Consider the following 12855-nt stretch of genomic DNA (forward strand, 5'->3'; position numbering starts at 1 on the left):
TCTCTTCCCTTTCCCTGACGGACTCAGTCACGGCAGGGTGAAGGGACTGGATTGGTGTGCGGGAGAGTTTAACGCGCTGAGCCGAGGCGACGCTCTGCCGAGAGGAGCGTGTTGTCGATCAGCATGGCGATCGTCATCGGACCGACGCCGCCCGGGACCGGCGAGAGCGCTCCGGCGACGGGCTCGACCGAGGCCTGGTCCACGTCGCCGCAGAGCTTGCCGTTCTCATCGCGGTTCATGCCGACGTCGATCACGACGGCTCCGGGCTTCACCATGTCGCCGGTGATCATCTTCGCGCGGCCCGCGGCGGCGACGAGAATGTCAGCGCGGCGCGTTATGTCCGCGAGATTCTTCGAGCGGCTGTGCGCGATCGTCACGGTGGCGTTCTTCTCAAGCAGCATGATCGACTGGGGCTTGCCGACGATGTTGGAGCGTCCGACCACGACCGCCTCGAGTCCCTCGGGGTTGCAGCCGGCGGCCTCGATCATCTTCATCACGCCCGCGGGGGTGCAGGGGCGGAAGCCTGCGGGGTAGCCCGTGAGCAGAGCGCCGGCGGAAAGCATGTGGAAGCCGTCCACGTCCTTGCTCGGGTCAATGGTGAAAATCACCGTCTCGGGATTGATCTGTTTCGGAAGGGGCAGCTGCACGAGGATGCCGTCGATCGTCGGGTCGGCGTTCAGCTTCTTGACGAGGGCAATCAGTTCGGCCTCGGTAGTCTCCGCTGGGAGACGGAACTCGTGAGAGGTGACGCCGGAACGCTCGCAGGCGCGGGTCTTGTTGCGGACATAGACGCAGCTCGCGGAATCCTCGCCCACGAGGATGACGGCAAGACCGGGCCGGCGTCCGTTGGGAAGCTCAGAGAGCCTGTCGCTGCGCTCCTTGGCGCGGGATTCAATGTCGCGCGCAAGCGCCTTGCCGTCAATCAGTCGTGCTGTCAATTTGAATTTCTCCGTCAGTTGAAAACCTCCGAAGCAATTCGCGGACCAGTAACCGGTGTGTGAATGCACTCATCGGTCACTTTCCGAGACCGCGCCTTCGGAGGCAAAGCGATTCACTCATTATGGACTGTGTCTCCGAAGCATTCCTCCGCAATCCTGCCGAGGTGATTTGCGCCCTCACTACCTCTGAAGAGAGAGGACTGCCCGAAAAAGAACACGCCCGGCAGGAAGCTGCAGGGCGTGTAGAGTGAAAGGAGATTGGGTGCGGCGTTGTCAGATGTACTTGCCGCCGTCCGAGGGTTCGCCCTCGGCGAACGAATCGCCGGAGACATCGGCGTCGGCGCGGTCGCGCTCGGCCTCGCTCTCGCGGAACTCGTTCTCAAGACGGCGCTCGTGCTCGGCGCTTTCCTCGGTGTGCGGGATGCCGGTCTCGGCAAGGCGGCTCGGAAGGGCGGCCACGGCTTCGGCGAGCGTGGCGCTGATCTTCGGATAGAGCTCGGACTTCACGACAACGCGCATGAGATCCGCGACGGTGCCGGAGCCGGTCTTGTCCATGATCGAGGCACGGTGCGCCTCGACCGTCTTGATAGAGATGCCGAGGTCGTCGGCGATCTGCTTGTTCAAGCGGCCGTTGACAATGCGCTCAAGCACCTGCTGCTCGCGGGGCGTGAGCTTTTCAATCAGCGCACGGTTCTGCACGAGCATCTGACGGCGGGAGAAGAGCTCCTTCGCGGTGCGCATGGCGCGCTCGACGAGCTTCTGAAGCTGGGGTTGCTGGAAGGGCTTCTGGATGAAGTCCATCGCGCCGCGCTTGAAGGCCTGGACGGCCTGCGGAACGTCACCGTGGCCGGTGATGAAGATGAAGGGGGCGTCAATGCGGCGGCGCAGGAGGTGATCCTGCACATCGGCGCCCGACATGCCGGGCATCCTCAGATCGCAGAGGATGACGGAAGGGACGTTCTCGTTGAACTGGGCGATGAAGGTCTCGCCGCTCTCATAGTCCTCGACGCGGTAGTGTGTGGATTCGAGGAGCCACTTGATCGACTCGCGCACATCCGCGTCATCGTCGATGACGTAGACCAGGCCGTTGCGGTTGTCGCCAGGCAGTTCGTTTGTGTAGTCGTAGCTGGAAAGCATTCTGGGGGGTTCTCCTTTCTGCAAATTTAATTCTAGCAACAACCATTAGCGGAAAACCCGCAGATGACGGCAGAGGGACTGTCAGAAAGGACCTTTGAGTGTTGAGGGAGCGCGCTTAAACGGGAGCGGACGGGGTCACATCATCCCCGGTGAGAACCGGAACGGTGAAGGAGAAAGTGGAGCCCCCGCCGGGCGTCGTGCGCATGATGAGCTCGCCGCCGTGAAGCTCGGCGATCGAGCGGCAGATGTTGAGTCCCATGCCCATGCCTTCGTTCTTCGTGGAGTAGAAGGCATCGAAGAGCTTCGGGCGGGCCTCCTCGGGAATGCCGGGGCCGTGGTCGATGACGCTGAAGCGGATGCGCGACGTGTCTGGCGTGTCAAGCTTCACGTCAAGCTCGATCGAGCGGTTCGTGGTCCCCGCGGAGGCGCAGGCCTCCATCGCGTTCTTCAGAAGATTGAGGAGCAGCTGCTCGAGCATCACCGAGTCGCCCTGCATGATGGGCAGGCCCTCGGCGACGGAAAGCGTGATGGTGCTGTCGAACTTTCTCGCCTGGATGTTCGCGAGCTCAAGCGTCTCCTGAATCACCGTCTGCACGGCCACGGGCTCGAGCTTCGCGTCGGTCTTGCGGGCGAAGCCGCGGATGCGCTGAATGATGCGGCCGGCGCGCTGCGCCTGGTTCTCGATCTTCTGGAAGCTCTGTGCCTCACGCTCCTTGGAGAGGGTTCCGGAGGCGAGCATCGTGGCCGCGGCATTGGCGTAGTTGGCGATCGCCGCGAGCGGCTGATTGAGCTCGTGGGCGAGCGAACTCGCCATCTCGCCCATGGTGACGAGGCGCTGCGTGGATTCGGCGCGGCGCACCTGCGCCTCGCGCGCGAGCTCAAGTTCGCGGCGGGCGGTGATGTCGATCGCGATCATCATGATCGCGGACTCGGAGCGGGTCCAGACGATCGGCTGGGAGCGGACATCGAACCAGCGGCCCGACTCCTCGTCGAAGATGCCTTCGCTCTGCACCGAGGCGGGCGTTTCCTCAAGCTTCTTCAAAAGTGTCGCGGCTCCCTCCGGACGGTCGCTGAAGAGCGTGCGGTAAGCGCGGTTCGCGAAGTAAAGCCGTTCACGGCCGGGTTCGGAAAGGACGGCGAGCGCGCTCGCCATCGACTCCACGACTCGGGTGAAGCGTTCGTTCGCTGCCTCGACGCGGGTCTTTGCGGTCACGAGCGGTGTGACGTCAAAGAGCGCGCCGATCGTGCCGAAGGGACGTCCTGCTTCATTGAGAAGCGGAGAGAGACGGAGTTCCGCCCAGAACGCCTCGCCGTTCTTGCGCCTTGCCTGGAAGCGCAGCGACTCGGGCAGGGTCTCGGATCTTCTGAGCGCTGCGGTGAGGCTTGGCTTCACCTTCTCGGCCCAGTAGGGATAGGGCGGCTCAATGCCGAGGAGCTCATCGGCGGGGTAGCCCACGATCCGCGGGAAGGTTTCGTTCACGTAGAGGATGCGGCCCGAGAGATCCGCCACACGGAGCCCCACCACCGCGGACTCGGACATAGCACGGCGCAGCGAATATTCGGTCTGCAGCAGCCGGTGCGAGTGATGCTGCTGCCGCTGATAGTAGAAGACGATGCACACCGCCAGGAGCAGCATCACCGCGAGGCCCGCCACGGTGAAATACTGCATGCGGTTCGTGGTGAAGAGAGCGTGCTCGTAGCTCCTTGCAGAGAGCGTCATGCGCTCGCCGGGCACCTGCTCAAGGAACAGGAGCGGCGCCTGATAGAGAATCGGCGCGGCGAGCGATGAGGTCGCAATGTCCCTCTTTGCCGGTGCCTGCCGTCCCGCTACGGGACGGTCGTTCAGCATGAGCGTGAAGGTGTAGTGCGCGTTCGTGATGCGCTGCTCGGATCCCTTCAGGAGCCCCGTGAGATCCAGACGCGCGACGAGCACGTGCGCCCGGGTCGGTGCGGGGACGACGAGGTTGAGGAAGACGTGGTCGGAATTCGGACTGGAATAGAAGGGCGTGCTCGTCGAGCGATCACTCGCGAGCACGAGTCCGATTGCGCGCAACGTGGGGGCGTCCTGGATGTTGGCGCCCGGACTGAAGATGTTCGCCACCTGCGCTGTCGTGGAGCGCCAGGCGTGCTGCACATCGCCTTCCTTCGAGATGAGCGCGATCTCGATCACTTCCCGGCGGTCCGTCATCAGGGTCGAGGCGGAGAGCTCGGCCGAGGCGGCGGAGAAGCCTCCGTCCGAGGAATGCATCAGACGCATCGAGAGCTTCTGCAGGATCTCGGCCGTGCCGGTGACGCGGGCCTCAAGCGACTGGGCGACGAGATCCGTGGACTGCTTGAGGCGGATTTCCTCGGCTTCACGATCCGCGTCAATCACGAGCCAGGAGAGGCCGAGCAGGAACGCCGCCACGAGAAAGAGCGCGGCCCAGGACGCCCACAGCGCGTGCTGCGTGAGCACGGGCAGGTTGTCTTCGGAGTTGAGGTTGCGGAATGCGTCCGCAATCAGCGGATCGGGCAGGTCGGAGGACATCGCGGTAGGAAATCTGGCGCCGGTGAAGTCAAGTGCATGTACATTCTAGAGGCCTCTTCCCGGGGCAAAGCTGTCGCCGAACGCCCCGATGGCCAAACTTCACCAATCCCGGCGGCTTTTGCGAGGGATTCCCTAGGGTCGGGGAAACGGACAGGGAGCGCGGCTTCTAAAATGTCGCCTGCGGGAAAAGCGTGCCTGAGCTCCGACAGCGGCGGGAGTGCGCTTTCCGACCAGATACCGATTACTTCACGTCCGCGGCGGGTGAGGAGCGTTTCTTCACTACAGTCCGCGGACAGGTTCGTCCGTCTTCCCATCAAAGGAGCCTGCCCATGCCTACCCTCACGCAGAATGAACTCAAGCGTCTCGTCGCCCATGCCGCGCTCGACTACGTTGCTCCGGGCGAGGTGCTCGGCGTCGGCACCGGCTCGACGGTCGACATGCTCATCGACCAGCTGCCCGAGATCCGTGACCGCATCCCGGCCTGCGTGTCGAGCTCCGAGCGCTCGACCAAGCGCCTTGAGGCCCTCGGCTTCAAGGTGCTCGACCTCAATGCCGTCGACTCGATCGGTGTCTACATTGACGGCGCCGACGAGATCGACCCGGGCTTCTCGATGATCAAGGGCGGCGGCGGCGCGCTCACGCGCGAGAAGATCGTCGCCTCCGCGGCGAAGAAGTTCGTCTGCATCGCGGATGCCTCGAAGAAGGTCGATGTGCTCGGCCGCTTCCCGCTCCCCGTGGAAGTGATCCCGATGGCCGCGGGCGTTGTCCGCCGCAGGCTTGAGGCGCTTGGCGCCCAGGTGAAGCTGCGCGACTTTGTCACCGACAACGGCTGCAGGATTCTCGATGCCGCCGGTCTCAGGATCAATGATCCGAAGGGGCTCGAGGCGGTGATCAACGCCTGGCCCGGCGTCGTCACCGTCGGTCTTTTCGCCGAGCGCGGCGCGGATGTGCTTCTCCTCGGCACGGCCGACGGCGTGAAGACCTTCACCCGCTGAGAAGTCTTTTCTGAGGTTCCGGGCCTTCGTCTCCGATTCAGGTCCCTGTTTCAGTGGTGGCTGCCTCCGGCAGCCCAAGAAAAAGCCCGGCATCGCAAAATGTCGGGCTTCCTTCTGTCTCTGCGCAGCAGACGGATCAGTTTCCTTCCGGATGCGGCGTGTAGTTCGGAACGGTCTCAGCCTGGCCGTCGCCGAAGAAGTAGCGCTCGCACTGGGTCATCAGATGCTGACGGGCGGAGAGGTCGGCGAGATTGAGCTGGTACTCGTTCACCATCATCGTCTGCAGACGCGTCCATTCGTCCCAGGCTTCCTTGCTGACGTTGAGCCAGATGCGCTTGCCGAGTTCGCCGGGGAACGGCGGGTAGACGAGGCCCTCGGCTTCCTTCTTGAGTTTGACGCAGTTGACCATGCGGGCCATTTTTAGACTCCAAAAGTGACGGTCATCCCGTCCCGTCCGGACACCCCGGCGAGGCGGAAAGGGGGAATTCGTTTCAGGCCACTGAGTGTACACGAGCCCGGGGCCCGCGGAGTCTGCGGGTCAAGTACGGAGAACCGCTACGGGCGCCCGCGCGGAGGCCGTACGCCCGGCCTTCCTATAATGCGCGGGAATTTGAGAGTAAGGAATGCGCTCGGACGGACGGCGCCATTCAGGCTCTGTGCTGTTGAGTGATCAGATATTTCAGGAATTTTCATGGCGGACAATCGTGCTCTTTTCGCGGCCTTCCAGAAGGTCCGGGCGGACGTGGATCAGGCGCTTGAGGAAACGCGAAAGAAGGAGGCGCTGGCGCGTGAAGCGGAGGAGCGCCGGCGTCTTGAGGAAAAGCGCGCGAAGCGGGCTGGCGTTTCTTCCCTGGGCTCAAGGCAGAGCGCAGAGAAGCATGCTGGTTCCCCGGCGAAGACCGTGAACACCCAGAGTGCGCACAGTTCCGCCGAGAGACGCCCGTCGTCACGTCCTGCTCAGCAGACCCAGGCCCCCGTCAGGAATGCCGTTCCCCAGAAGAAAGCTGGGGCTCAGCCGGTCACGTCTTCCGCGGGAACGAAGACCAGAGTCGCTCAGACGCCTGCCCGCCGTGTGCTCACCCCGAAGGGAGCTTTCGGATCGGTGCTCGCAAGCGCGGCCGAGGCGTCCGGCGCCGTCTTCCACGAGGCCGGAAGCGAGAAACCGCAGGAGTCCCGGAAGGCGGAGAAGACCCGCGCCGGCAATGAAAAGAATGTTTCCGCGGGTCGCAGGGAGAACGAGAACCGCCGGGCTGGCGGCAATGACCGCAGGCGCGCAGAGCGCCCGGCGGGCTCGCGCCCCGCGTCCGCGGCGGATCTCGCCGATCTCACCAAGCGCGGACTCGGCAGCCGCCGTGCGGAACCCGTGAAGACGGATGCCGATGAGGACGAGGACGCACGATTTGAGCGGGCTCTCAGGAAACCCCGTCAGGCCCGCTCCGGCAGTGATGCGGAGTCGAGCCGGGAAAATGCCCCGCAGGTCCGTGATGACCGTCGTCAGGGGCGCGCCGACGGACGGTCGCAGCAGCGTGGGGATCGGCAGGGCCGTCAGGGGCGTGAGGACCGCCGTGAGCGCGGTCCGCGACTTTCGTGGGCCGAGCGCCGCACGCCGATTCCTCCCTTTGAACTCATGCCGGGGCTGCCCGTCTCGGAGCGCGCCGACGAGATCATTCAGGCCATCCGCGAGAATCAGGTCGTCATCGTCTGCGGCGAGACGGGCTCGGGCAAGACGACGCAGCTCCCCAAGATCTGCCTCATGGCGGGCCGCGGTGAGACCGGCATGATCGGCCACACGCAGCCCCGCCGCATCGCGGCGAGCTCCATTGCACGCCGCATCGCCGAGGAACTCAAGACCGAGGTGAGCGAGGTCGTGGGCTACAAGGTCCGCTTCACCGACCATACCGCCCCGGGCGCGTCGATCAAGCTGATGACGGACGGCATCCTGCTCGCCGAAACGCAGGGCGATCCGATGCTCCAAAGTTATGACACCATCATCATCGACGAGGCGCACGAGCGTTCGATCAACATCGACTTCCTGCTCGGATACCTGAAGCGCCTGCTCCCGAAGCGCCCCGAGCTCAAGGTGATCGTCACGTCGGCCACGATCGATGCGGAGCGCTTCGCCGAGCATTTCGCCATCGACGGCAAGCCCGCTCCGGTGCTAACGATCTCGGGCCGCACCTATCCGGTCGAGGTCCGCTACCGGCCGCTCGAAGATGTCGACGAGGGCGACGACGACCGGCTCCTCTCCGCCATCGACGACGCGGTCTCGGAGCTTGAGACCGCGGGCCGGGGCGACATCCTGATCTTCCTCCCGGGCGAGCGCGAGATCCGCGAGGCCGCCGACTGGCTGAGAAAGACCCGCGTCGGCCGCGCCGACATCCTGCCGCTCTACGCCCGTCTCTCCGCCTCCGAACAGGACCGCGTCTTCCGTCCGTCGGGCGGCATGCGACGGATCATTCTTGCGACCAACGTGGCCGAGACCTCGGTCACCGTGCCGGGCATCCGCTACGTTGTCGACACGGGCCTCGCACGTGTGAAGCGCTACTCCTACCGCTCGAAGGTCGAGCAGCTCCTCATCGAGCCCGTGAGCCAGGCCTCGGCCAACCAGCGCGCGGGCCGCTGCGGCCGCGTCGCCGAGGGCATCTGCATCCGCCTCTTTGACGAGAACGACTTCAACCGCCGTCCGGCCTTCACGGATCCGGAGATCATGCGCTCGAACCTTGCGGCAGTGATCCTGCGCGCGATGGCTCTGCACCTCGGCGACATCCGTGAGTTCCCCTTCGTGCAGGCCCCGCCCCCGAAGGCATTCGCCGACGGTTTCGCGATCCTCTCCGAACTCGGCTGCATCGAGGGCGAGGGGGATGATCCGAAACTCACCGCCGTGGGCGAGGCGCTCTCGCGCCTCCCCGTGGATCCGAGACTCGGCCGCATGCTGCTCGAGGGCTCGAAGCGGAATGCCCTCCGAGAACTCCTCATCATTTCCTCCGGCCTTTCCGTTCAGGATCCGAGGGAGCGTCCGATTGACCAGCAGCAGGCTGCGGACGAGGCGCACAAGAAGCTCTCCGACGAACGCTCCGACTTCCTCTCCTACGTGAAGCTCTGGGACTGGGTTGCGAAGGCCCGTGCCTCGAAGGAGAGCAACCGCAAGCTTGACCAGGAACTGAAGCGCCGCTTCCTCTCGCCCCGGCGTCTGCGCGAATGGCGCGAGGTCGAGGGGCAGCTCCGCACGCTTGTCGAGGATCTCGGCTGGCGCATGAACGCCGAGCCCGCCACCTACGAGGAAGTGCACCGCGCGCTCCTCTCCGGCCTCCTCGGCAACATCGGCTCCAAGACCGTCGAGAGCGACTTCCGCGCGCCGCCCTATGCGGGCGCACGCGGCATCAAGTTCTGGATCTGGCCGGGGTCGGTACGCGCAAAGAAGGGCGGCCGCTGGGTCCTCGCGGGTCAGATCGTCGAGACCTCGAAGCTCTACGCGCGCTGCGTGGCGGACATCGAGCCCGAGTGGATCGAGCAGGCCGCGGGAAGCCTCATCCGCAAGTCCTGGAGCGAGCCGCACTGGGAGAAGCGCCGCGGCGAAGTCGTGGCGATGGAGCGGGGCACGCTCTACGGTCTCACGCTCTACCAGCAGCGCCGCGTCACCTTTGCAAAGCACGACCCGAAGCTCTGCCGCGAGATCTTCATCCGCGAGGCGCTGGTCGAGGGCGAGCTCGATGCGAAGCTGCCCTTCTACCAGCACAACCAGAGGCTCGTGCGCGAGATCGAGGAGCTCGAGCACAAGACACGCCGTCCGGACGTGCTCGTTGATGACGAGCTCATCTTCGCCTTCTACGATCGAGAACTCCCGCAGGATGTTCTGTCGCTCAAGACGCTCGAGTCGTGGCTCGATCAGGTGAAGGCCGAGAAGCCGAAGGCTCTGCAGCTCACCCGTGACGAACTGATGCGCCATGACGCCGCCGGCGTCACGACCGAATGGTTCCCGAAGATGATCGAGATGGCCGGGGTCGAGATGGCGCTTGCCTATCAGTTCGAACCGGGAAGCCCCCGTGATGGCGTCACGATGACCGTGCCGCTCTTCGCGCTCAATCAGCTTGATCCCGTCCGCGCCGAGTGGCTCGTCCCCGGCATGGTGAAGGAGAAGGCGCAGGCGCTCCTCAAGACCCTTCCGCAGAAGATCCGTCGCAACTGCGTCCCGCTCCCCGAGTTTGCCGCAGGGTTCCTCACCCGCTCGGGCGGGGGTGTCCCCCAGAGGAAGGGATTCCTCGAGGCGCTCGCCGACGACGTGCGCGAGGAGACCGGCGTTCCCTGCCGTCCGAGCGACTTCAAGCTTGAGCAGCTCGCCCCGCACCTCATCCTCAACTTCAAGGTCGTCGACGAGCACGGCCGTCAGCTCGCGATGGGCCGCAACCTTGCGGAACTCCGCGCCGAGCTCGGCGCCGAGGCGCAGGCCACCTTCCGTCAGGTGGCCGAGCAGGATGCGGCCGTCGCGAAGGATCTCGGCGGCGAGATCACGAACTGGACGTTCGGCGAACTCCCCGAGCTCATGGAGATCGAGCGCAAGGGCAAGACCCTGATCGGACACCCGGCGATCGTGGACGCGGGCGAGGCCTGCGCCATCGAAGTCTTCGACGATCCGCTCGAGGCCGCGAAGGCGCATCGCAAAGGCCTGAGAAAGCTCTTCCGCCTGACGCTGCGAGAGCAGGTGAAGTTCGTGGAGCGGTCGCTCCGCGATCTCGGCCGCGTCCAGATGCAGGCATCCGTGGTTCCGGGGCTCTCGGCCAGCTTCGAGAACTTTGAGGCGCTCGAGCAGGATGTCGTCGACTGCGTGCTCGAGGCCACTGCCATGACGGATCCGCTTCCCAATGACGAACTTTCCTTCCAGACGAGAAGGGAGGATGTCCGCGGAAGGCTCTCGCTCGTCGCGGGCGAGGTCTCGAGGCTCCTGACTGAGATCGCTACCACGGCGACGGTGATTCCCCTGAAGCTCAAGCGCGCCGAGAAGTCGCTGGCCGACGAGATCAACGCCCAGCTCCTCGGGCTCTTTCCGCCGCACTTTCTGCTCTCGGCGCCGCTGACGCAGCTCATGCACTATCCGAGGTACATGAAGGCGATCGTCTACCGGCTCGATCACTATGCCGACGACCCGGCGCGCGACGCTTCGCGCGCGGCCGAGATCGCCCGGCTCGCGCTGCCGTGGACCCGTGCCGTGGCCGCCCGCCGCGGACAGCGGGATCCGCATCTTGAGGAATTCCGCTGGATGCTCGAGGAACTCCGGGTCTCGCTTTTTGCCCAGCAGCTGCGCACCCCGATGCCGGTGAGTGTCAAGCGCCTTGAGCGCATCTGGCAGTCGATCGCCCGGCTCTGAGAGAGTTCGTCTAAGGGAAAACCCTGATACTCCTGCAAAATTCAACCAAATTTGTATCAGTACCGGGTTTCGTCTTGTATGTGAGAAGCGTTTCGGAGAAAATGGAAAAATCCGCGCGGAACAGGGATCTTGTCGTCCGATGGCAGTGCTTCCCGGAGGATGACCTCTGATACGGGTTCCTGGACCGTGCATTCTCTCCCCGATTTTCTCGAACAGCGCCGTCCCTCGGGCGTATTCCCGATGTCAGCAGGGAGAGCCGTCCGGTCACAGACTCACACACAACAAGACTACGGCGATGGCTTTCTTCAGACTTCAGAAATTAGCTTTTTCGATTGCCGCGGCGTGCCTCGCCGCGGGTTCCACGCATGCCCTCGCCGCTGATGCGGCTCAGTCGAAGGCGGCGGTCATCAAGACCGCGGCGGCTCCGGCCAAGCAGGGCGCAGTGAAGAAGCTCGGCGCGGGCAGCAAGTCCGCGAAGGCGGTGAAGACTTCCCTGCAGAAGCCTCAGAAGAAAGCCGTGAAGAAGGTCGCGAAGAGGAAGGTCCGCCGCACGGCTCCTTCTCAGGCGACGCTCGCGGGCCTGAGGAACACTGAGGATCCGCTGCTTCTCGGCAGCTCCGTCGCGTATGCAATCGATCAGGACACGGGTGAGGAGCTCGTCGCGAAGAACGCCGACGTGCAGCTCCCGATCGCCTCGGTCACGAAGCTCATGACGGCGCTTGTCATCGCCGAGAGCGACCTGCCGCTCAATGAGAAGATCCGCATCACCCGCGAGGATCACGTTCGCTCGACGGCCCGCTCCAAGCTCTGGAACGGCATGCGCGTGACGCGCGAGGCGCTGCTCAAGGCCGCGCTCATGTCGAGCGACAACCGTGCCGCACATGCGCTCGCCCGCACTTATCCGGGCGGCAAGAAGGCTTTCATCGCAAAGATGAATGAACGTGCCGCGGAACTCGGCATGACCGACTCCGTCTTCGCTGACCCGACGGGTCTCGACAACCGCAACAACGCCACTGCGAAGGATCTCGCCCGCCTGGTCGCCGCTGTCTACCAGCATCAGGAAATCCGCGAGGCCTCGACTCAGTCCATCGCCCGCATCAGCACGGGCAAGCGCAGTGTGAAACTCGTGACGACGAACCGCCTGATCGGCGATCCATCCTGGCGGATCGGCATCCAGAAGACGGGCTTCACCACGGCCGCCGGCCGCTGCATGGTCGTGCAGAGCGACATCGGTGACCGCCGTCTCGTGATGGTGGTGCTCGACAGTCCGACGAGCGCCGTCCGCGCGAACGACATGCGCACGATGCGTGCCTATGTCGCCGCCGAGGAGCGCTTCAACAAGGAGTTCGCCTCCGTCACGCCCTACGAGATCTTCTGATCCGTAACTTTCACTTTGAGTGAGATCTGAGAACCCGCTCGAGGCATTGCTTCGCAGCGGGTTTCTTGACGGCGTTTGCCGAAGAGGGGGGGACGTGTCGGGGGTGACGGTTATGAGACCCTCGTTCTCTATGGATGGCAGACGGGTCTAGGGATCTGAATCTAACTTAACGGCATTTGCAGAAGAGTGGGTCAGATCCAAGTTGAAGGAAGGCCCGGCCCGCGCCAGCACTGGATGGAAGGCAGGTCAGACGGCCGTGATCTAACTTAACGCCACTTGCAGAAGAGCGGGTCGGATCCAAGTTGAAGAGAGACCTGTCCGCGCCAGTGCTGGGCGGAAGGCCTCTCAGGTGACCTTGATCTAACTTAACGGCACTTGCAGAAGAACGCGTCAGATCCCACTTGAAGGAAGGCCTGCTCCGCGCCGGCATTGGGCGGAAGGCCGATCAGGCGGCCCGAATCTAACTTAGGAACTGTAAGGAAATAAACTAGCTAACTTCGACAGGGTATGGTAAAATC

Annotated in this window: 7 protein-coding genes; 3 read left to right on the forward strand and 4 right to left on the reverse strand. The window is 64.2% G+C overall.

Features of this window, described 5'->3' with window-relative positions:
• Positions 1–68: 68 nt before the first annotated feature.
• The 3 genes from folD to Q4F91_RS04825 all read right to left on the reverse strand — a co-directional run bounded on the left by folD (position 69) and on the right by Q4F91_RS04825 (position 4602).
• Complete coding sequence (folD, locus tag Q4F91_RS04815; protein WP_303335085.1) at positions 69–938, reverse strand: bifunctional methylenetetrahydrofolate dehydrogenase/methenyltetrahydrofolate cyclohydrolase FolD; 870 nt, start codon at positions 936–938, stop codon at positions 69–71.
• A gap of 273 nt (positions 939–1211) precedes the next feature.
• Positions 1212–2075 carry a response regulator transcription factor gene (locus Q4F91_RS04820; RefSeq protein ID WP_303335087.1) on the reverse strand — a complete coding sequence of 288 codons (864 nt, stop codon included), beginning with the start codon at positions 2073–2075 and terminating at the stop codon, positions 1212–1214.
• Positions 2076–2190: 115 nt separating this feature from the next.
• A complete protein-coding gene (locus Q4F91_RS04825) occupies positions 2191–4602 on the reverse strand; it encodes an ATP-binding protein (protein ID WP_303335089.1) in 2412 nt (803 codons plus the stop codon).
• Between the two features lie 329 nt (positions 4603–4931).
• Between Q4F91_RS04825 and rpiA the strand changes: the two genes are divergently transcribed.
• Positions 4932–5597, forward strand: coding sequence for a ribose-5-phosphate isomerase RpiA (gene rpiA, locus Q4F91_RS04830; protein ID WP_303335091.1), 666 nt, complete (start codon positions 4932–4934; stop codon positions 5595–5597).
• Positions 5598–5733: 136 nt separating this feature from the next.
• On the opposite strand, the gene Q4F91_RS04835 is transcribed toward rpiA, so the two are convergent.
• On the reverse strand, positions 5734–6015 hold the full coding sequence (locus Q4F91_RS04835) for an oxidative damage protection protein (RefSeq protein WP_303335093.1): 282 nt from the start codon (positions 6013–6015) through the stop codon (positions 5734–5736).
• 273 nt (positions 6016–6288) lie between these two features.
• On the opposite strand from Q4F91_RS04835, the gene hrpA reads away from it, so the two are divergent.
• Together hrpA and Q4F91_RS04845 are read left to right on the forward strand one after the other, a co-directional pair.
• Positions 6289–10959, forward strand: coding sequence for an ATP-dependent RNA helicase HrpA (gene hrpA / locus Q4F91_RS04840; RefSeq protein ID WP_303335095.1), 4671 nt, complete (start codon positions 6289–6291; stop codon positions 10957–10959).
• A gap of 295 nt (positions 10960–11254) precedes the next feature.
• Positions 11255–12337 carry a D-alanyl-D-alanine carboxypeptidase family protein gene (locus Q4F91_RS04845; RefSeq protein ID WP_303335097.1) on the forward strand — a complete coding sequence of 361 codons (1083 nt, stop codon included), beginning with the start codon at positions 11255–11257 and terminating at the stop codon, positions 12335–12337.
• Positions 12338–12855 lie beyond the last annotated feature (518 nt).

This window comes from Sutterella sp. (genome assembly GCF_030539355.1).
Classification (GTDB): Bacteria; Pseudomonadota; Gammaproteobacteria; order Burkholderiales; family Burkholderiaceae_F; genus Sutterella.

Excerpts from the sequence above, each read along its gene's own strand:
- Q4F91_RS04820 (WP_303335087.1), bottom strand. The coding sequence starts at position 2,075 with ATGCTTTCCAGCTACGACTACACAAACGAACTGCCTGGCGACAACCGC.
- Q4F91_RS04825 (WP_303335089.1), bottom strand. The coding sequence starts at position 4,602 with ATGTCCTCCGACCTGCCCGATCCGCTGATTGCGGACGCATTCCGCAAC.
- rpiA (WP_303335091.1), top strand. The coding sequence starts at position 4,932 with ATGCCTACCCTCACGCAGAATGAACTCAAGCGTCTCGTCGCCCATGCC.
- Q4F91_RS04835 (WP_303335093.1), bottom strand. The coding sequence starts at position 6,015 with ATGGCCCGCATGGTCAACTGCGTCAAACTCAAGAAGGAAGCCGAGGGC.
- hrpA (WP_303335095.1), top strand. The coding sequence starts at position 6,289 with ATGGCGGACAATCGTGCTCTTTTCGCGGCCTTCCAGAAGGTCCGGGCG.
- Q4F91_RS04845 (WP_303335097.1), top strand. The coding sequence starts at position 11,255 with ATGGCTTTCTTCAGACTTCAGAAATTAGCTTTTTCGATTGCCGCGGCG.